22 protein-coding genes are annotated in these 19,565 nt (G+C 62.3%); 10 read left to right on the top strand and 12 right to left on the bottom strand.

Translation table 11 applies throughout. The features are described 5' to 3' along the window. Positions 1-67 precede the first annotated feature (67 nt). From CS1GBM3_RS07815 to CS1GBM3_RS07805, 3 genes are all read right to left on the bottom strand, one after another. Entirely contained in the window at positions 68-655 is a 588-nt protein-coding gene (locus CS1GBM3_RS07815; RefSeq protein ID WP_072394115.1) for a histidine phosphatase family protein, read from the bottom strand. A 46-nt stretch (positions 656-701) separates the two neighbouring features. Continuing rightward, entirely contained in the window at positions 702-1,547 is an 846-nt protein-coding gene (gene fabI, locus CS1GBM3_RS07810; protein ID WP_072394112.1) for an enoyl-ACP reductase FabI, read from the bottom strand. A 206-nt stretch (positions 1,548-1,753) separates the two neighbouring features. Next, positions 1,754-2,206 (bottom strand): hypothetical protein, encoded by a 453-nt coding sequence (locus CS1GBM3_RS07805; protein WP_072394109.1) that lies wholly within the window; start codon positions 2,204-2,206, stop codon positions 1,754-1,756. A 138-nt stretch (positions 2,207-2,344) separates the two neighbouring features. Here CS1GBM3_RS07805 and pdxH point away from each other — a divergent pair, with 138 nt between their 5' ends. Next, entirely contained in the window at positions 2,345-2,983 is a 639-nt protein-coding gene (gene pdxH, locus CS1GBM3_RS07800) for a pyridoxamine 5'-phosphate oxidase (protein ID WP_072397317.1), read from the top strand. A gap of 51 nt (positions 2,984-3,034) precedes the next feature. Here the strand turns inward: pdxH and CS1GBM3_RS07795 are convergent, their stop codons facing one another. Together CS1GBM3_RS07795 and CS1GBM3_RS07790 are read right to left on the bottom strand one after the other, a co-directional pair. After that, a complete protein-coding gene (locus CS1GBM3_RS07795; protein WP_072394106.1) occupies positions 3,035-3,253 on the bottom strand; it encodes a hypothetical protein in 219 nt (72 codons plus the stop codon). A 98-nt stretch (positions 3,254-3,351) separates the two neighbouring features. Next, entirely contained in the window at positions 3,352-5,007 is a 1,656-nt protein-coding gene (locus tag CS1GBM3_RS07790) for a DEAD/DEAH box helicase (protein WP_072397316.1), read from the bottom strand. A gap of 349 nt (positions 5,008-5,356) precedes the next feature. Between CS1GBM3_RS07790 and CS1GBM3_RS07785 the strand changes: the two genes are divergently transcribed. Then, the gene (locus tag CS1GBM3_RS07785; protein WP_072394103.1) at positions 5,357-5,965 is read left to right on the top strand and encodes a class I SAM-dependent methyltransferase; all 609 of its coding nucleotides are present in this window, start codon (positions 5,357-5,359) and stop codon (positions 5,963-5,965) included. Positions 5,966-6,043: 78 nt separating this feature from the next. On the opposite strand, the gene CS1GBM3_RS07780 is transcribed toward CS1GBM3_RS07785, so the two are convergent. Beyond that, on the bottom strand, positions 6,044-6,259 hold the full coding sequence (locus tag CS1GBM3_RS07780) for a cold-shock protein (RefSeq protein ID WP_072394100.1): 216 nt from the start codon (positions 6,257-6,259) through the stop codon (positions 6,044-6,046). A 398-nt stretch (positions 6,260-6,657) separates the two neighbouring features. Here CS1GBM3_RS07780 and CS1GBM3_RS07775 point away from each other — a divergent pair, with 398 nt between their 5' ends. From CS1GBM3_RS07775 to CS1GBM3_RS07755, 5 genes are all read left to right on the top strand, one after another. After that, positions 6,658-6,939 (top strand): hypothetical protein, encoded by a 282-nt coding sequence (locus CS1GBM3_RS07775; RefSeq protein ID WP_072394097.1) that lies wholly within the window; start codon positions 6,658-6,660, stop codon positions 6,937-6,939. 19 nt (positions 6,940-6,958) lie between these two features. Beyond that, entirely contained in the window at positions 6,959-7,771 is an 813-nt protein-coding gene (locus CS1GBM3_RS07770; RefSeq protein ID WP_072394094.1) for an aminoglycoside phosphotransferase family protein, read from the top strand. 341 nt (positions 7,772-8,112) lie between these two features. Next, positions 8,113-9,258, top strand: coding sequence for an OpgC family protein (locus CS1GBM3_RS07765; RefSeq protein WP_072394091.1), 1,146 nt, complete (start codon positions 8,113-8,115; stop codon positions 9,256-9,258). A gap of 20 nt (positions 9,259-9,278) precedes the next feature. Then, positions 9,279-10,100 carry an SGNH/GDSL hydrolase family protein gene (locus CS1GBM3_RS07760; protein WP_072394086.1) on the top strand — a complete coding sequence of 274 codons (822 nt, stop codon included), beginning with the start codon at positions 9,279-9,281 and terminating at the stop codon, positions 10,098-10,100. A gap of 123 nt (positions 10,101-10,223) precedes the next feature. Then, on the top strand, positions 10,224-10,640 hold the full coding sequence (locus tag CS1GBM3_RS07755) for a nuclear transport factor 2 family protein (RefSeq protein ID WP_072394083.1): 417 nt from the start codon (positions 10,224-10,226) through the stop codon (positions 10,638-10,640). A 10-nt stretch (positions 10,641-10,650) separates the two neighbouring features. On the opposite strand, the gene CS1GBM3_RS07750 is transcribed toward CS1GBM3_RS07755, so the two are convergent. Further along, on the bottom strand, positions 10,651-11,283 hold the full coding sequence (locus tag CS1GBM3_RS07750) for a hypothetical protein (RefSeq protein ID WP_072394081.1): 633 nt from the start codon (positions 11,281-11,283) through the stop codon (positions 10,651-10,653). 13 nt (positions 11,284-11,296) lie between these two features. Next, on the bottom strand, positions 11,297-11,479 hold the full coding sequence (locus CS1GBM3_RS07745; protein ID WP_072394078.1) for a hypothetical protein: 183 nt from the start codon (positions 11,477-11,479) through the stop codon (positions 11,297-11,299). Between the two features lie 90 nt (positions 11,480-11,569). Between CS1GBM3_RS07745 and CS1GBM3_RS19930 the strand changes: the two genes are divergently transcribed. After that, entirely contained in the window at positions 11,570-12,013 is a 444-nt protein-coding gene (locus CS1GBM3_RS19930; protein ID WP_072394075.1) for a hypothetical protein, read from the top strand. Positions 12,014-12,365: 352 nt separating this feature from the next. Next, positions 12,366-12,950 (top strand): hypothetical protein, encoded by a 585-nt coding sequence (locus CS1GBM3_RS07735; protein ID WP_072394072.1) that lies wholly within the window; start codon positions 12,366-12,368, stop codon positions 12,948-12,950. 737 nt (positions 12,951-13,687) lie between these two features. Here CS1GBM3_RS07735 and CS1GBM3_RS19495 read toward each other — a convergent pair. Beyond that, on the bottom strand, positions 13,688-15,139 hold the full coding sequence (locus CS1GBM3_RS19495) for a hypothetical protein (RefSeq protein WP_139247844.1): 1,452 nt from the start codon (positions 15,137-15,139) through the stop codon (positions 13,688-13,690). Here CS1GBM3_RS19495 and CS1GBM3_RS19490 point away from each other — a divergent pair. Then, complete coding sequence (locus CS1GBM3_RS19490; RefSeq protein ID WP_139247843.1) at positions 15,110-15,622, top strand: hypothetical protein; 513 nt, start codon at positions 15,110-15,112, stop codon at positions 15,620-15,622. The two genes, CS1GBM3_RS19495 and CS1GBM3_RS19490, sit on opposite strands and share 30 nt — an antisense overlap. A gap of 404 nt (positions 15,623-16,026) precedes the next feature. Here the strand turns inward: CS1GBM3_RS19490 and CS1GBM3_RS07720 are convergent, their stop codons facing one another. From CS1GBM3_RS07720 to CS1GBM3_RS07710, 3 genes are all read right to left on the bottom strand, one after another. After that, positions 16,027-16,941 (bottom strand): hypothetical protein, encoded by a 915-nt coding sequence (locus tag CS1GBM3_RS07720; protein WP_072394064.1) that lies wholly within the window; start codon positions 16,939-16,941, stop codon positions 16,027-16,029. 73 nt (positions 16,942-17,014) lie between these two features. Continuing rightward, positions 17,015-17,998 (bottom strand): cytochrome c family protein, encoded by a 984-nt coding sequence (locus CS1GBM3_RS07715; RefSeq protein ID WP_244534590.1) that lies wholly within the window; start codon positions 17,996-17,998, stop codon positions 17,015-17,017. Positions 17,999-18,047: 49 nt separating this feature from the next. After that, positions 18,048-19,130, bottom strand: coding sequence for a 2Fe-2S iron-sulfur cluster-binding protein (locus tag CS1GBM3_RS07710; protein ID WP_072394058.1), 1,083 nt, complete (start codon positions 19,128-19,130; stop codon positions 18,048-18,050). Between the last annotated feature and the right edge of the window lie 435 nt (positions 19,131-19,565).

Here is a 19,565-nt window from a genome sequence, read left to right as displayed (position 1 = left end):
TTTGTCGTTTGCATTGGGAGAGTCGGAGCAGCCGCTGCTCCGACTCTCTTTTTGTTTTCCGGCGCGCTCAAAGCCAGCGCATGGCGCCGTCGCCGAGGATCAGGACGCGGTCCTGGGGACTTTCCAGCTCGGGGATCACCGCGGGATCGAGGCCGAGCACGTAGGCGCGCAAGCAGCGCGAGACGCCGCCGTGTGAGACGATAACGCTGTCGCGCTGGCGCGTTCCAGCCCAGGCGGACACCCGCACGAAGAGGTCGGCGTAGCTCTCGCCTTTATCCGGGCGCCAGCGGAACGGATCGCGGCTGCGCGCCGCAAAGGCTTCCGGGGTGTCGCGCTTGATGTCGGCCTGGAGTGTTCCTTCCCAGGCGCCATAACACAGCTCAACGAGCCGTGGCTCGATCGCATAGTCCGAAGGTGGCAGCCCCAGCTCGGCGCGGATGATCTCCATGGTCTCGCGCGCGCGGCCGAGTGGACTCGCGATGAACTCAGTCTCGGCGATCACGGGCAGAAACTGGCGCAGGGTCTCGCCATTGCGGCGGGCTTGGGCGCGGCCGGTGTCGTTCAGCGGAATATCGCGCTGGCCCTGGTAGCGGAGCTCGCGGTTCCAGTCGGTCTCGCCGTGGCGGATGAAGTAGATCGTTGGGCGGTCCGGCATCGCTCATTCTGTTGCGACGGCTGCCCGACGTGCGCCGGGGCGGAGGTCAGTCGGACTTGACGACCGAGATGTCGGGGGCGTCCTCGTTCTTCATGCCCTGCACGTGGTAGCCGGCATCGACATGGTGGACTTCGCCCGTCACGCCTTTCGACAGGTCCGACAGGAGGTAGACGCCCGCTCCACCGACGTCCTCGATGGTTACGGTGCGCCGCAGCGGCGAATTATACTCGTTCCAGCGTAAAATGTAGCGGAAGTCAGCGATGCCCGCGGCGGCAAGCGTCTTGATGGGGCCGGCGGAAATGGCGTTAACGCGGATGTTGTTCTTGCCGAGGTCGGCCGCCAGGTAGCGGACAGAGGCCTCGAGCGCGGCCTTGGCGACGCCCATGACATTGTAATGGGGCATCACCTTCTCGGCGCCGTAGTAGGTCAGCGTGATAATGGAGCCGCCGTCGGTCATCAGCTTCTCGGCGCGCTGGGCGAGCGCGGTCAGCGAGAAGCAGGAGATCAGCATGGTCTGGGTGAAGTTCGCCTCGCTGGTATCGACGTAGCGGCCATCGAGCTCGTTCTTGTCCGAGAAGGCGATGGCGTGGACGAGGAAGTCCAGGCGCCCCCAGGTCTTGCTCAGCTCCGCAAACAGCGCGTCCATCGAGGCAGCGTCGGCGACGTCGCACGGCAGCACCAGCTTCGAGCCGAGCTCGGTTGCGAGCGGTTCCACCCGCTTCTTGAGAGCGTCGCCCTGGTAGGTCAGCGCCACCTCGGCACCCTGCGCCACGACGGCTTTGGCGATGCCCCAGGCGATGGAGCGGTTGTTCGCGACCCCCATGATGAGACCGCGCTTGCCAGCCATAAATGTGCCGGCAAGTTGTCCTGCTCCCGACGCCGTCTCGGTCATGTGCTCGCTATCCCTTGTGCGGAAATTTGCGCGCATCCTACACAAAAGGGAATGCGGGTCCAGATGGCCTCTGAGCTGCATCCCGCAATGATTTTGACGCGGCCGGGCGGGTGTGGCCCAGCAGGCGTGCGCAGCGGCCTGAAGATGCGATAAATACGATATTTTTCAATGTACTATTGGGTGTGGCGCGGTTGCGGCACAGTGGCTCAACCTTCGAGTACCCAACGGCGGTCAGCCGTGCGGCAGGCCACTCCCTCCGCAGTTCTGGTCTTGTATCCGGTGGTCAGGAGCACCACGACGTGGCGGCAGAGGGCGCCCTCGGCGTTGCGGAACGAACTCGTTGGGCGCACGATGCCGGACAGGCGGCCGTTCGACCGCTTCCAGACGAAGGGAGCCCCATCGTCCATGCGGGTGAGCCCAACCTGGATGCTTTCGAGGGCGGCGATCTCGTCGCTTTCGTCGAGCTGAGGGTTCGTGAAGTCGGCAAACTTGGGACGGGTGGATTTGCGTCGCTCGGTGTCGGGACAGGTGCAGCGCGCGGACTCGGACGAACGCTCTCCGGCAAAGACCGGATTGCCTGCCAGGAACACATAGGCCACCAGCATCGCAGCGGTTGCAGTGGCAAGAACGACGGTCTCCAAACCGGAAATGTGACGCATGACCGGGCAACTCCAAAACACGACAAACGCGCAGCCCGGCCGAGACGCGGCGGGGGGCTTGCCGGATCATTGTGGCCCGTCGTGGTTAAAAGGTGCTAAAGCGGCGTGCCGGATTATGCGGCGCAGCAGGCGGGTGGCGTGAGCGAGCAAGAGACTGATACGGAACAGGGCTTCGCCGAGGCGGAAGATCCGTTCGCAGTGTTCGAGGCGTGGCTTCTCGAAGCCACGACAACCGAGAACAACGATCCGACGGCGATGGCGGTTGCCACTGTCGATCCCGACGGCTTGCCGAACGTGCGCATGGTGCTGCTCAAGGGCGTCGATGGTCCTCAGCACCCGGGGCGCGGGTTCGTGTTCTACACGAACCTCGAGAGCGCCAAGGGGCAGGAGCTCGCAGTTTCGGGAAAGGCCGCGCTGTTATTCCATTGGAAGTCGCTGAGGCGACAGGTGCGTGTGCGCGGGCTGGTGACACGCGTCGGCGCCGAGGAAGCCGATCACTACTTCGCGACGCGCCCGCGGCTATCGCGGATCGGCGCCTGGGCGTCGGATCAATCGCGGCCGCTCGAAAGCCGGCTCGCGTTCGAAAAGAAGATCGCGCAGTACACCGCCAAGTTCGGCATTGGGGAAATTCCTCGCCCGCCGCACTGGTCTGGGTTTCGTGTCACGCCGCTCGAGATCGAGCTTTGGCACGACCGGCCGTTCCGCCTGCATGACCGCGTGGTGTTCCGGCGCGCAGATGTTTCGCTGCCGTGGTCGAAGGCGCGCCTCTATCCTTGAGGAGGCCTTCGTAAGAAGGCGCGGGCCGATTAGGCCCGAGCGGCGTTCGTTCTAGGCGCGGGCGATCGACTTGATCGCGCCGCGCGTGCGGCCCGAGCGCTCTTCGATATCACGGTCCTGGGCTTCGATCGCAGCCCGCGCGGGCTCGTCGCCTTCGAGGCCACCCAGGATGTCACCGGGGACGCGACGGTTGGAGGTTTGAGAGCCGTCTTCGTAGGTCACATTGAAGAGCACGAACTCAGCTTTCGGGTTGGGTTTCTTGCGTGCCATCGGTCGTCCTTTCCGAAAGAAGCGGCGCGACGTCGGACCGTCGGGTCCGACGTGCGCTCAGATTGAATGGTCGAGCGAGCGCGGATCGCGCCTTTAACTCAGCCTGCGTCGCGGCGGCCGAAGCCGGGTCGCATCGGGCGTCCATTGCCGCCACCATCGCGCGGCCGGCGCGCGGCTCCCTGGCGGGTCAGGAAGCCAACGCCCTCCAGCGAGGCGCCGCTGTTGCGATCCGCGCCGCGCTCCGCGTGTCGACGTGGCTGATCCGGGCTGTGTCCGTTACCGTTGCCGTTCGCCCGGTGGCGATTGTCTGCGCGATGATCACGCTCACCGTGTCCGTTGCGGTTCTCGTGGCCGTTGCCCGCAGCATGGGTCCGGTTCTCCGGACGGCGGTCGCGTGCGCCGTGTCCGTTGTGGCTTCCATTCGCCGTGCCATTGCCGTCGGCGCGTTGCCTGCGCTCTCCATGGCCGTTCCGACCCTCTGGATGGCGCTCGCCGTGTGCATTACGGCGCGGCTCGCCGCGGTGCGCACGGTTCTGCTCGCTGCCACGCCCGCCGCCGCGGCGAGGGACGCTTGCCCGCTGGCCGTCCTCGCGGTGGGGAGGCGTACGCTCGGCGACGATCGTTGGATCGTTGCGGCGATCCTCGTGCGGGATCTGCTGGCGCGTCAGGCGCTCGATGGCGCGCAGTTGGTCGCGCTCCTCGGCGTCGCAGAGCGAGATCGCGATGCCCGATGCGCCGGCGCGCGCCGTGCGGCCGATGCGATGCACGTAGGCTTCCGGGACCTCAGGCAGCTCGTAGTTCACGACGTGCGTCACGAGATCGATGTCGATGCCGCGGGCGGCAATGTCGGTTGCAACAAGCACGTTGATGCGCGAGTGCTTGAAATCGTCGAGCGCGATTTCGCGCTGGCGCTGGCTCTTGTTGCCGTGAATAGCCGCAACCTTGGTGCCGCCGGTCTCGAGGTGGCGGGCAACGCGATCGGCGCCACGTTTCGTGCGCGTGAATACGAGCGTGCGCGTCATCTCGGGGTCTGCGAGCAACTCCGTCAGCAGCGCGCGCTTTTTGCCGGCTTCGATATGGATCACGCGCTGGCGTACGCGCTCAGCCGTGGTTGCGACGGGCGTTACGGACACCTTGATGGGATTGCTCAGGAGCTCACCCGCAAGGCCCGAGATCTCGGTTGGCATGGTTGCCGAGAAGAACAGGTTCTGGCGGCGATGCGACATCTGGGAAACGATGCGCCGTATGGGTTTCACGAAGCCGAGGTCGAGCATCTGGTCGGCTTCGTCGAGAACGAAGATCTCGGTGCCGGAGATGTCGGCAGCGCGCTGATCCATGAGGTCAAGCAGACGCCCCGGGGTTGCGACCAGCACGTCGACACCGCGTGCCAGCGTCTGGATCTGCGGCCGATGGCCGACGCCGCCAAAGATGACGGTGACGCTGATGCCGAGATGGCGGCCGTAGGCGCGGAAGCTTTCGCCGATCTGCGACGCGAGCTCGCGTGTCGGCGAGAGGACGAGTGCGCGGCAGCCCTTGCGCGGGGCCGGGCGGCGGTTCTCCGCCAGCCGGTGCAGGATCGGCAGTGCGAAGGCTGCCGTCTTGCCGGTGCCGGTTTGGGCGATGCCGAGCAGGTCGCGTCCTTCGAGGACGGGCTGAATGGCTTTCGCCTGAATGGGTGTGGGGGCCTTATAGCCTTCGCCGTCGAGGGCCTTCAGGATTGGCGCGGCGAGGCCAAGGTCGGAAAACGATGTCAAAGGGTGATCTTTCTCTAAATTGCCGCGCGTAGCGGCAAGCGGCCCGCGCATATGTGCCGGGCAACGCTACGCTTCTATGACGCCCCGCGTGGCCTGGGCTGTCGGATGGGGGAAATCTCGCGGCGCTCAACAGGGGGACGAAACTGGGTCGAATGCGACCCGATACAAGTCCCTTCACGCGGCTGGAGCGCCTGATACGCCCGATGATTACGAGCGTTGTGGGGCTTCTCTCATGCTGCGGGTGCGAAGTCAAGGACGCGGTGTCGGGACGGTGTCGCAGGGCGTGCGGCCCGCGCGGAGGCTTCTGCAACCCTTGGCTCGGAGCTGGTTTCTCGCCGACAGTGCTCCGATGCATCCGTCTTCGAGAACCATTATCGATCTCTACGAACGCCATGCCGAGGCGTTCGATGCCGACCGGGGAAGATCACTCTTCGAGCAGAGCTGGCTGGACCAGTTCCGTGGCGTCGCTGGCCTTGGCGCGTCGGTGCTCGACCTCGGGTGCGGATCGGGCGACCCCATTGCTCGCTATTTCATCGCCAAGGGACACCGGGTCACGGGCGTGGATTCGGCGCCCTCCCTGATCGGGCTCTGTGCCGAGCGCTTTCCAGGTCATGACTGGATCGTATCGGACATGCGGCGGCTGGATCTCGGTGTCCGCTTCGGCGGGATCCTTGCCTGGAATAGCTTCTTCCACCTCAGCCCCAACGATCAGCGTGCCATGTTCGCGGTCTTTCGGCAGCACGCCAAGGCCGGTACGGCACTGATGTTCACGAGCGGTCCTTCGGCTGGCGAAGCCATAGGCTCGTATCGAGGCGAAGACCTCTATCACGCGAGCCTCGATCCGGCGGTGTACGAGGCCCTGCTCGATGCGAACGGCTTCAAGGTGCTGAGCTACGTCGCCGAGGATGCGACGTGTGGCGGCCATACAGTCTGGCTGGCGCGATTCCAGGAGGCTTGAGCCCTTCCTGAGAAAGCCGAAAGCCGCCGGCAGGGACCGGCGGCTTTCTGATCCAATCGGATCTTGATCGCGTGTCGCTTACGCGAGCTGGACCTGGCCGGCCTGCTTGCCGCGGCCCTTGCGGTCGTCCTCGAGGACGAACGAGAGCTTGTCGCCCTCGTAGACGCTGCTGATGCCGGCACGCTCAAGCGCCGAGATGTGAATGAAGACGTCCTTCGAACCGTCCTCGGGCTGGATGAAGCCAAAGCCCTTAGAGGTGTTGAAGAACTTCACGGTGCCCGTGATGCGATCCATAGTGGTATTCCTTCTCGCGTGCGCAAATCTCAGCCAGTCCCGGACGGCACGCCGTCGTCCAGGATCTCAGTCAATCGGGAATGGGGCAAACGGCCGGTGGCACGCTCTCTCATTCAATCTTCGTGAGGGTACGATCCACCTCGGAGCGCACCGGCCTGCGGTATATGCGGGTTGTCTGTGGCGAAAGCAAGGAGCTTCTGGCGAGGCTCATGCACCTCTAGCCCGCTCTGAACCCCGCGTTTGGTTCAAGCCTCGGCGATTGGTCTAGTGCCCAGAAACCCCTGTTTGCGCTGCGTTGCACCGCGTTCCGATCCTTGCCGGTGGGGCGGCGACGGACTATTCTTAGGTAAACAAAAAAACAACGTTCGAGGAAACGCCGAGATCCGAGGGTGGGTGTGATGACCGACACGCAGACCCGTGCCATTACCAAAGCTGACGTCGACAAGTTCCTGTACGGCAAACATCTGACGAGCTGTGCCGTTTGCGGGCGCTTTCGCTCGAAATGCGATCTCGACGTCCACACGCTGAGTTGTCAGCGCGGTGCCACTGCCGATTGCTCCTCCAGCTCGACACTCGATGTGCTCATGATCGTTTGCCAGAATTGCGGAGCCATCGAGTTCCACGACCGAGGCGTCGTTGCCAAGTGGCTGGCGGCTCAGCAGCCGACGCCGGTGCTGTAGATCCAGTTCGCGAATCCCGATGTTCGATGATTACCTCACGCTGTGGGGCCTTGTCCCCGATGGCGTGGCCTTCTTCACGCCGCGTGCGGGGCTGCTTCCGGTGCGCCGGGGCGGTGCGCCCGCCATGCTCAAGGTTGCGACCGAGCCCGAGGAAATGCACGGCGGTCTCCTGATGGATTGGTGGGACGGCTCGGGAGCTGCACGCGTGCTCGCCATGAGCGGCCCGGCGCTGCTTCTCGAGCGCGCGTTGGGGGAGCGGTCGCTCACACATTATGCGCGGAACGGTCGAGATGACGAGGCGACGCGCATTATCTGCGAGGTCGTCGGCAAGCTTCATGCGCCGCGCGCAAAACCGTTGCCCGAGGGGCTGGTGCCGCTCGATATCTGGTTTGAAGCCCTGGCGCCCATGGCGGCGTCTGTCGGCGGCGTGCTCGTGCGGTGCGCAAAAATTGCGCAGACGTTGTTGCCAAATCAGCGGGAGATCTGGCCTCTGCACGGCGATGTGCACCACGACAATGTTCTCGATTTCGGCTCGCGTGGGTGGCTGGTGATAGACCCTAAGCGCCTTATCGGCGATCGCGGGTTCGATTACGCCAACCTGTTCTGCAACCCGGACATGGAGGAGCCTTGGCATCGCGTTGCCGTGTTGCCGGAGCGGTTTCGCAGCCGCCTCGCGATCGTGGCTGAGAACGCGCGGCTCGAGCGCGCGCGTCTGCTAGAGTGGATCATCGCCTATACGGGGCTTTCTGCGGCGTGGTGCATCGGGGATGGGCTCAGCGCCGAGGTCGATCTTCGCGTCGCCGAGTTGGCTCTGGCCGAGCTTGATCGCTGAGCACATTGCCTGCATGTTGATCGCGAGCCTGACACGTCACGTTTTTGCTTGGCTGCGGCCTCAAGAATGCCATGGGGCTAGCCAAGTTTGGCCCCATCGCAATTCCAAGTGCGAGGCCAATGCCTATCCCGTTTCCAACGTTGCCATGGGCCAAGGCCAAGCCGTTTGCGAGTCCCGCCGTTCTGCTGCCGTTCATCTTACCTGGCGTAAGCCTTCCCACATAAGGACAACTACTGGACCGTTTTGGTTTAGTAAAATTTGAAACCAAGGACGTGTCCTTGCGTTTATCGTCACGGGGATCTTGTGTCTGCATCGCACTAACCAGGGGACCTTCGCACCGCATGAGCACGAGCCGGCACAAAGAGCGGGATCTGCGGATTGATTTCTTCCGCGGCTTGGCGCTCATCTTCATCTTCGTGGACCACATTCCCGACAACAGCTGGGCCAAGGCGACGCTTCATAACTTCGGGTTTGCGGACGCGAGCGAGGTGTTCGTGTTGCTCGCGGGCTATTCCGCTGGCCTCGCCTACTGGTCGATGACCGAACGAGGTGATTTTAGCGGGGCCTTCGCACGCGCCAGTCGTCGAGCGAGCGAGATCTACGTCTGGCACATCATCGTGTTCATCGCCTCGGCCATTCTGCTTTATGGGGCCGCGCGCGTTTTTCAGAACCCGGCCTATGTGCACAACATCGACATCGGCGCGCTTGCCACGGATCCGTTGCGCACGCTCGGCTCGGCGATGGTGCTGTTCTACCAACCCAACCAGATGAACATCCTGCCGATGTACGTCGTGCTGATGTTCTGGCTGCCGGTGGTCCTGATGCTGTTGCGCAAGAGCGTGATGCTCGCGCTCGGGATCTCGGTTGCAATCTGGCTGATCGCTAATCTTGCAAGCATTAACCTGCCGGCTCATCACCGCGAAGGGGGTTGGTTCTTCAATCCTTTCGCTTGGCAGCTCCTCTTTACGACAGGTGCGGCGGCGTCCGTGCTCGTGCGCCGTATGGAGGTGATGCCGCCGCGCGCACTCGTGCTTTCCGTGGGCGGCGCTTATTTGCTGTTCGCGTTCATGGCAGTGGCTCCGTGGGTGTCATACTCCTGGCTGCCGGATGGTCGTCTGCTGTCGCGCGAGTTCGCGGAGTCGATGAGCAAGCATGATCTCTCGGTATGGCGCCTGCTGCATGCTGTCGCGCTGGCCTGCGTGGTGGCCGCGCTGGTGCCCGCAAATGCAGCGTGGTTGAAGCAACGTTGGGCCCAGGTCGTGCAAACCTGCGGCAAACACTCGCTTGAAATCTTTTCGTTAGGCACACTTCTGTCATTTTTAGGTTGGATAGCGCTGACCGAGCTAGGATCCAACCAAGTGGCGATGTTTGCGGTCAATTCTCTCGGCATCGCGATCATGAGTGTGACAGCATGGCAGATGTCGCGTCGAAAAGAGCTCCGCGGGATATCGCGGTCCGCCCGATCCACTCCCGCGCTCGCCTCCTAGGTGGCGCGCTCGCACTAACGTTGTTCAATCTATTGCAACCCCAGTCGGCCCTGGCCGACGGCTGCACAGCGCCGTCTGACCTCGTCAAGCTCGAGGCGCCGCTCCCGAAACTGGTGGCCGCGGCTCAATCACAGGCACCGATCCGTATCGTTGCGCTCGGCTCCTCCAGCACGTCCGGTACTGGCGCGACGAGCCGCGAGCACACCTATCCGGCGCGGCTCGAACGGGAGCTACGCGCTGTTTGGCCGGATAGCGATGTTCGCGTTTTCAATGCGGGTGTTCCCGGGCAGCTTGCACGTCAGATGCTGTCTCGCATCGACAAGGATGTGGCCCCGCACACACCGGAACTCGTGATCTGGCAGACGGGTGTCAATGACGCCATCCGTGGCGTTCCGATCGATACCTACAAGCAGCAGCTTCGCACCGGAATTGAACGCTTCCGCAAGCTCGGCGCCGACGTCCTGCTGATCGATCACCAGTTCTATCCTCGCTTTGCCAAGCTCAAGAACGGCCCACTCTACGTCGCCAGCATGCGCGATGTGGCTGCCGAGTTCAGCGTGCCCGTGGTCAAGCGTTTCGCCATCATGAAGCATCTGATCGAGAGCGCTCAGTTCACGACGGCGACGCTGCTGTCGCCGGATCAGTTCCATCTCAACGACAAGTCCTATGATTGCCTCGGTCGACTACTCGCGCAGTCGATCCGCGCGGCGGTCGCCGGCCTGCCTGCTAGAAAACCTGCGCCCGCGGTGCCGGTAGTTGGCCCAAAGCCGGCTGCGGCGGCGGTCAAGCCGTCTCCTGAATCCGTGAAAGCCGTCGTCGGCGACGACCAAGTTCGCATGTAATTGAGCTCCGGGCGGGCAGTCCCCCTTGGCTCCCCTGCGGCGTGCTGCCTCGCACCTTCACCCTTTTCGACAGTTTGTCGACGGACTATCGTTCTTGGGATGTGGCTGCGTCCCGAGGGGTGGATGGACAGCGCGGGAGCCGAGAACACCGTAAAGCGCTTTTTCGAAGCGTGGATAAAGAACGACGTCGACGCGGCCATGCGCTTCGTCGCCGACGACTGCGTTTATGCGCTCTACATCTCGCAGGAGGCGCTGCCGTTCGCGGGCGAGTCGGTCGGGCGCGATAGTGTCGAAGCGGCGCTGCGCGAGGCCCGGCGACAGTTCCGGTATCTCGTTTTCCGCCCCTACAACTATAACGTCCGCGGCGACACTGTGCGGTTCCGTGTCGAGTTCATGTACCGCCACAATGCGAGCGGCGAGATCCTGAGTGGGCGGTTCCGCATGGTGATGCAGTTGCGCGACGGGCGCATCGTGCGCGCGGACGAATATCATGACCGCGCCATGGTGGAGGCATTCATGCGCCTGTTCGGCGGCTCTTGAGCTTCGGCTCTCAGCGGTGCGGGCTGATCTCCTGCAATAGCTGGTTGGCGATGTCGTCGGGCGTCGACTCGGTGAACTGGGGTGCGAGCAGGATCAGGAGCAGGCAAAGGGCGCCGAAGGCGAGGCTCGCGATGTCGCCCGCGCCGATCGAGTCATCTGTATCGTCCTGTGGCGCTGCGATCGGTGCGCTGGTGGGGGTAGCCTGTTCGGCGGATCGGTTGCGGAACTTCATGGCGGCCTGTACGAGGCGCAACGCGTCGTCGGCGGTGAGAACCACGATGCGCAGGGCGCGCTCGATGACGCCGAAGCGTGTTGCTGCTTGCAAGCCGCGCACCGCCTGCCCCGCGCGCGCGGCCTGTCCGAGGCCGAGCAGCCCAAGGACCAACTCCGAATAGAGCGCCACGACGAGGGCGAACAGCACCAGCGCGATATCGAGCTTGACCTCCCACAGGGCGCGGGTGAGGGGTCGTTTGGCGTCCAACAGATAGCCGCGGGCAATCTCGAGCGCGAAGTGCCCGAGCATCAGCATGATGACCCAGAACAGGTTGAGCCAGACGCTGAGCGCGATGGCGCCCCCAATATAGAGCACGACGAAGGACAGTCGGTCGTCGTGATCACGGATCCATTGCAGTGCTTGCGCCATTCTTCGTCCCCCCTCATTCGTCGCGCCGGGCGCTGCTCCCTCCGCCTTCCAGGCAATGCGATGCCGCGCGATTCATCCCCTTATACTTGCTCGCAAATGTATCGATGCGATGGCCACTGCGCGTGTCGGGCTGCGCCTGGCGCGGCGCCATCGTGTCCGATTTGACTTCGGCGAGAAGCTGCGCGGCAAGTTTCACGCAAGCTTTCAGCTCCCTGAAAGTGCACGAAAACCTTCGTCAGCGCCGCGAGAATCTGTTGAAATACTTTGGCGCTACGGAGGACATCCCATGAAGGCCACAATACTCGCTATCGTCGCGCTCGCGTTCTCAACAAGCCACGCTCTTGCCGTCAGCCTCTCGGTCAAGCTCGCCTGCAAGGACGACTACTTTGCCCACTGCAGCCATCATGCGGTGGGGACGCCCGGCGTGCGCAAGTGCATGCGGGACGTCGGTCCTCGGCTTTCCTCCCGCTGCCTCGGTGCGCTCGCCGATGCCGGGATGATCAAGTCGAAGTCCGTCGCTAAGAAGTACCAGAGTAAAACGCGGATCGCAGATAAACCTGCCGTCCGGAAGAAATACGCCAAAAGGCCGTCGGCCAAGTCTCATGTCGCCAGCAAGCGCAGCGTGAAGCAGCGCTATGCCAGCAAGCCGTCGAAGAAGCGAATGGCGAAGAAGGAGGAGCCGTCGCGGTCGCACAGCTCCCGGAAACACGTCGCCTACATCGACGATTGAGGTTTCCGTTGCTGTTGTTTGATCCAGCCGTCCGCGTGGATCCCCGCGCTGGCGGCTGTCTTTTTTGTGAGGCTCGGATTGCGCGGCCGCTAGGCCTTTTGGTTTTCTCGCGCATGAGCAGCGAGGGACCTGGGGCTGTAAACCCACAAGAATAAAAATACGGATGTCGCAAGAAGTCGCCGCATGAAGGTACCAAATAGATATCAATTAAAAAACATAAGTATTTGGATAACTTATAAAGGATTGGATCGCCGAAAGCAATCTGTAACTCTGTTTCATCGGGGCGGCTCGGCCGATGCGTTGCCCACCCGTCACAGCGCGCGCGAAGCGCTAATGGAGATCCGAGGGAGACATGAAGCTGCGAGTTTGCTTGATCGTTGCCGGCCAGATGCTTGCCGATGCGGCGGCCGCCGACCCTTATCCCTTCTCGGGGTTCTACGCCCTGGAGAGGCCGGGGTTCGGTTCCGCAGCCTGCGCCTTTGACATACTGCACCAGTCGGAGAGCGGTGAATTTTCCGGTTACCTGCTCGATAAGCGTCACTGGAATACGCAAAAGCGGGCGCGGTTTCTGCGCTACAAGCACGGCGCGTGCACATTCGATGCCTCAACGGCGATCGACAACTGTGTGACGCACGTCAATCACGTCACGGACGTGAGGGAGGCGAAGCTGGACCGCGCGAAGGTGACGGTGCTCAGCGCCCATCGGGTGGCGATGCTGACGCTCGGCGACGGCGACAGCGCGGAGCGATTGCCGGACCTGCCGCCGTTCGTGTTCAAGAGGTGCCCGTTCGACGCGGATCAGATCGCGCCGCTGCTGTCGGACGATGTCGGCGGCTATTCAAGAGCCGAGCTGCGCGAGATGGCGAGTGTGCGCGATGCGGATCTCCTGAAGCAGGTGCTCGGTTCGATCACCCAGGTCGAGCCGGCGGTGGATTAGGGGGAAAGCGCGTCGGGATCCCCGGGTGTGTGGTCAGCTTGTGGGGACGAGTTCCGCGAATCTCGCCAGGGGCTGATCGAAACAGGTAGCGAATGCTCCTATCACCTTGGTTCCATCGACCTGACCGTTATCGAAAAAGAAAACGTAAAAAGTTCTACCAAGCACTCCGATCGGATTGGGCATCCCGAGCTCTACGCATACGGTCGGTCTCGTGCCGCCGTTCTGCAGCCCAACGAACCTCTGGTGCGGCGCAGTAATTCGAGCCGAGTGAATAGTCGAAACGTCCTCCCACTGCCGGAGCTTGGCCGCGATGAGCTGGCGGTGGTTCGGCGGGGCCGCCACGGAGGCGGATCCTCCCAAAGGCGAACCCGTGGACGCGCATCCGCTTTGCATCGCAGCGATCACGGCGACCGTGACTATCGGGTTGCTGCCTCTCATGTCGAAATCCAATGTCGCGCAGGTCGCTGCGCATGACGGCCAATGCGCGGATTTGTTCGTAAACCGAGGACTGCGCGCCGCGAAGCGCTCATTCTTTCTTTGTCGCTTCGTTCTACCGAGTGTGGCTGGAATGCACGACGATGAAGGAACGAGCAGCGCAAGCCGTTCAATCCATTCGGATGCGCCGCCGCCGCACGCGTGTCATACGCTGGTCGAGGCGAAGGACTCCGTGTTCACGGCGTATCCCAAGCGATAAGCGAATGAGGCATGATCCGTCGGATCTCGACTTCCATCAAAGGCTATTGTGTTGGGAGTTTCGTTTTCATGATCGGCGTGACCACGCCGTCCACATGGTAGTTGTGGCATAGGAGACAGTCCTGACGCGCCTTGTTGACGCTGTGGCAGGTCTGGCAGAGATCCTTTCCCACTGCGCCGAAATTCGACGCAGAACGCTGCGGGTCGCCCTGCTCATAACACTTCAGATAGGGCCGGCCCTTTTCGAGCTTATGGCAGGTCAGACATCCGCGATCATCCATGATGCCGAAATGCGGCTCATGAATGAAACGCGTGAAGCGTCCTTTCTTGCTCTCGATCGAGAGCGGGGAAAAATTGACGACGCGGCCCTTGCCTTGGATGTCATCAACGCTGTGGCATTTGGTGCATGAGCCCTGGGCGTCCTTGCTCGTGAGATAGTCAAAGACCGCTGCTACCGGACTGGTGGCGCCTTTTGGTGCCTGGGGACCAGTCAGAAAGAGCCAGCTGTAGATGAATTTGTCCTTATGTCCCGTCGGACGGTAGTAGATCGCATAATCTTGCCGGTACCAGCCGCCGTACTCGGCCCAGCTTTCAGGGTCCACGTCGCTGCCGATAGTGATCACGGGCGCGGCCGCCGGTTGAACCTTTTCGGCTGGAGCGCTCGACGCCGCCGGAGCGTCGGCCGGTGTCGAGGCGGCGCCAGAAGATGGATCGGCTGTTTTGGGGCCGCCCTGGTTGCGATCTTTCATCGCGCGAAGCTCTTCCTGCGTGGGAAAGAGCAGATCGTCGGACTGTTCTCCTGCCTTGGCCGGTGGCTTTTCAGACGATGCTTCTGCCACTTCCAGCGCCTCGGTGCCCTTGAGGCCTGCTCTCATCGGTTCGGGCAGCGCGCTGGCGGACGGCGCGGCTGCGGGCGGGGCTGGTTGCGCCGCTTCCTTATACATCAGACACTGGCCGAACAGGTGCACGAGGCAAGGGAGCGGATCGCGTTTGACAACGCTTGTTGCGTCGTCGCTCGCTGAAGCTTGCTGGTCCTGCGTCTGGGATTCCTCGGGCGCATCCGCATCGGGCGGCTCCTCGGCCGAGTCCGGTCCGGCCACGGTCGCCTCCACGCGTGCAGGGGGCGAACCGCCTTGGTCCTGTTCATCGGCGACGGGCTTCTTGTCCGTTGTGATCGGGCCATTGGTGATTTCCTTTGCGAGATTGGGTAGCCACTGTTGATGCGCGCTGATGATCACGTCGCGCGGAATGTTGGCCGTGAGGTCGGCAACGAGGCTCGTGCTCAGCTTCGCGCCGCTGACAATATTGAGGTCGCCCAGAACGTCCGATGCTTTCCCGGAGATCAGTGCATGAAAGAGCCGCTTGATCTCCCATGCTAGATTTGTCACCGCGGTGATCTGATCGTCGCTTGCTTTGGCCAGATCCTGCAGGTTCAGCTTGTCGACGGCCTTGATCAGAGCGCGCCCTTGAGTGTTGCGGCCGATCATCACCTTCATGAAGGGCGTAAGCTCGGCCTCGGACTCCTCTGGCCATTCGCCGATCGCGGCATTCTTCTTCTTCAGCGTTTCGAGGTCGAGCCCGGGCAGGGACAGGAACGCAATTCCTTTCGGGCCGGTGGCCCGCTCCTTGCCCACGATCTGGCCGAGGTGGCAGGTGGCGCACGTCTTGTCGAACGAGGTGACAGCCATGATCCGTTTGTCGAGGCTGCTGGTGTGGCATGTCGAGCAGGTTTCTGGGATGCGCTTCGCCGGATCCTTCTTCGCCACCTCCGGGTAGTGCTTGCCGAAGTGACCGGCGTGGTCATAGACGATCCGCGTGCGCTGCTTGAACGGGTAATTATCGAACTTTGGGTGGTTGCCGTCGAAGCTGTCGAACTTCATGACGTGGCAAGAGCGGCATTGCTCGTTGGTGATCTCGTTGAGTTTGAAATTTGCGCCCTGATGCTCCTGATGGCAGGTCGCACACGCGAGCCCGCCTGAGACCATGTCGTGCGTCGGAAAGGCCACGCTCTGCGCACGGGCCGATTGCGGCTGGGGTATCTCCCGGGAAATCTTTGTTAGCCGGTTCGTGCTCTGGGTCAGAGCCGCTGCCGACGTGCCGTGCGCATTAAAGGCCGTGTCTGGCATTTTGTGGCACGTGAGACAGGCTTTGCTGTCGGCGAGCGGATCGCCGGGGGCGAGACCGTGAATCCAGCTCAATTTGCCGCTGCCGCTCTTAGTGTGGCAGGCACTACAATTCTCGATCGCTCCGTGCGCGCTCGCGAGCGGCCCGGGCATCAGAAACTCCGTGCCTTTAGAGAGAAACAAAGCCGCGCCCAGGCAGACAACGGTGCTAAACGCTAGCATCGCTGCGATACGGTCGCGCCGTAATCCTAGCGGTCTCATCACCAGGCCCCCGATGAAAAGGCATAGACGACGAGGACGTGCAGAACCGTCATCGCGACCAGCGCGTAGGTGACAGGCACGTGCACGAACAGCCAGGCCTTGTTGAGCCCTAGATAGACGTGCGCGAAATCGAGCCGGTCTTTCTCGATCACCAGGTTCCTGATGGTGATTAGCTTCTCCTGGCCCTGCTGGTCGACATAGCGTGACAGATGATCGATCTCGTCTGTCAGCCGCTTGAGGGGGCGTTGCGATCCGATGAGATGGGCGGCGAAATTGCGGGGCCTCTGAAAATAATCGCGCAGGTCAGCGATATAGAGGTCCATGATCCAGGCGTCATGGGGCAGCGCCGGCAGTCCCGGTAAAGCGATCTGATCGACGGCTGGATCGATCTCGACGACTGCGGCGTGGATATCCCGTGCCAGCTCGGCGCGAAGGGCGGGGATGCGATCGTGGTTGAGGCCTTCGTCGATCCGCCGCTTGGCCTTCAGCGACCAGGAGAGATAGGCGCCGAAGATGCCGCTCAGCGTCACCAGGACAAAGCTCGCCCACAACGCCCACTCGAAGCCGGTATCGGGGAGCGAGAAATCCGAATGGGAGACGAAGGCGGCGATCAGCACATATCCGAGAAAAATATGTGTTTTCCGCCAGCGCGTGGCTGATTTCGGCGACATCCTGGCTGACTTGATGGCGATGTGGAAGTAGAGCTGCAAGCCCATGCCGCCCGCGAGGATCCAGCCATCGAGATAGCGTGCATCGCGCAGCCCGTTACCGTAGATCCAGACGAGCCAGAACAGACCGCCGGACATGATTGCGATCGACAGGGCGTGAACCGTGTGGCGGATGAGATATCCTGCAGAGGACGGATCGCGTCCACTGATCAAACCGTTCGAAGCGCGCTGCCCGACCGACTTCACGGAAATCTCCCGAAATACCCATCGCGATGGCTTCCCCGATAGCCGATTTAGACTGTCGTCGTCGCTTGCCCGCTCAGTTGTCCGGTTTCCTCGCCACGCCCTTGTATTTTTCCGGTCCCGGAATTAGCGGGTCGAGCCTCGCCAAGGTGCTGCCGTCATACTTCTCGGTGATGGCAATGAGCTGTTTGGAGATGCCGTCGGCCGCGGCTGTAAGCGCGCGCTCATTGTTCAGCTTCAGCCCGGCCGCGTGGGCGTATTTGACTATCTCTGCGATCTCCGGCACGTCCGGCGCCGCTTTCGCCACGGCGGCAAGTTGCTTGCGTGCACGGTCGGCGCGTTTGGCCATCTCAAAGGCATAAAGCCATCTGGTCTTCGCACGGCCGATGCCGCGTATGGCGGTCTCGAGGTCGACGCCCAGACCGACGAGATAGAGCATCCGCCTGCGTGCCGCGCTGGCGGGCACATTGGCTCTGCCCTTGGAGTGCCAAGTGTTATGCAGCACCTCACCCTGCGACCACGAGACGAGCTCGAAATCGCTGCCCGCGCGATGGCCGCCTTTGTTCACGAGATCCTCTTGCGGTACGACGTGGCAGCCGTAGCAGTTCTTCGCCAGCTGGTAGAAGGCGCGCGGCCTGATCATCCCCTTGGCGTCGGCAAGCTTCCAACGCGCCTGCGCCTCGGCCTTGGTCTCGAAGAGTATGGTCTTGCCGCTGAACTCGCTGTGAACCTTGATCCAATCCTGTCCGGCGCCGTGGCAGGATTCGCAGGAGACGCCGGCGACGAACTGCTCCTTGTTGTTCTTGTTCTGCAGCGTGAAATGGCAATTCACGCATAAACTTTCCGACTTGATGCGCCGCACGCCCATCTTTTTGGCGATTTCGTTCGCTTTGGCGTCGCGCGGCATCGCACGGTACGTCTTGAAATGATGGGTGCTCTTCCAGGCCTCGGTCTCCTGCTTGTGGCATTCGGCGCAGGCATTCGGCCCCATGATCTTGGCGGTATCCGACGCGGTGGCGTTGTCCGCGCCGCCGCCGAGGATAAGCAGCAAGCCGAACACGCAGAGGGACTGCTGCCGCCCGAACCCGATAAGCCGAGAACGCTGCACTCTAACGACGGGAATGGTTACTCACCCTTGCTTCAGCCAACCCTTGCGTTTCCAACGACGGCTCCTGCCGCCCGCGACGGGGATCGGGCGCGAGCCACTGCATCGCCCGGTTCAGGACGCTTCGCTTTCCCTTGTCGCTGATGGTCGCAATGAATGGATCCGCGTAGCAGACTACGCCGTTGCGTGCCGCGATCGATTTGACGGACTCGACCATTCCCGGCGCGCCACAGGCGTAGAGCACATCGGTTTCATGTAAACGAGGCAGATAGTCGGTCGGCCGGCCCGGGTGCACGGCTGTGAACCTGGTCTGCGGTGTGCTGCAGACAGGCACGACGAGAACATTGGGAAAGCTCGCGAGCCGCACGAGAGCTGGTCCCATGTAGAGCGACTCGAGGGTGCGGCCGCCGGCTATGATCATGATGTTGCGGTCTGGATTCTCGCGCAGCGCAGCTACGGCTATCGACCATATCGGCGCAAAGCCCGTGTTGGTTGCCACGAGAACGAGCCGGCCGTCCACGTTGGGACGGAAGTGGGCTGCGCCATAAGGTCCCGTCAGCTGCACGTGATGGCCCAGCCTGATCCGCTTGCCGAGCGATGAGGTTACTCGCCCGCCTTTCGTGCGTCGCATATGGAACCAGACCGAGCTTCTGTTCGGCTCGTCGTACAACGGATGGGTGATGCTGAAAGGGCGGCTCGGATAGCCGTTGAAGCGAAGCTGGACATATTGCCCCGCATGGTAGGGCAGGGCGCGGTCCGTTCTGATGCCGACTTCCATCACCTCGTTTGACAGCGAGCGCAATGAATCGAGGACGCCATCAATGGAGCGAATGTGCGCCGCCCGACGCGGCTCGATCGCGGCGTCTGCGACGATCCGGCACTGACACGCATGCACGACGCCTGGCTCGGATCCTTCACCACCCTGAACTTCACCGGATATCAAACGCACGCAGCACGCGCCACAGTGCCCGGCGCGGCAATCGTGCGGGAAGTCGATGCCGTTGTTCAGAGCGGCGTCCAGAAGCAACTCGCCGCGCCGTGCCAGGAAGACTTGGCCATTGAATGTTATTCGGTGACGTTTCGCCATTGACCTGTCGCAGTGGACTACAAATGCCTATCCACGGATTTCAATACACGCCTGAATTATCCAAAAACGATTTAACTCACTATCGTGCTCTGACAATGGCCGTTTGATGGCCGTAAACCGCGAGTGTCGCTAAGTGCGTTATCCGGTGCGACTTTTCAAGAAATGCGAGGCGAAAAATTCGGGAGGGAAATGCGGGCTCAACCTAGCGTGCGCCCTCGGTCAAAACCTATGACAACGGAACGAGCCTGCGAATTATTCCGCTCAGTCTGCGGAGGGCAGGTATGCGGGATCGAAACGTGTGCTGATGCTCCCCCGATGGCGCGGTGTAACGAGCCGTTTTGATCCCCAGGTGAAGGGCGGATCGGAAGATAGATAGCTTATATTTTTCAGCGTGTAGGTAGAATATCCTCATTTTCAAAATTTCCGCCCGGGGCT

This window comes from Hyphomicrobium sp. CS1GBMeth3 (genome assembly GCF_900117455.1).
Lineage (GTDB): Bacteria > Pseudomonadota > Alphaproteobacteria > Rhizobiales > Hyphomicrobiaceae > Hyphomicrobium_C.
This window is presented reverse-complemented; position numbering and strand designations above follow the sequence as displayed.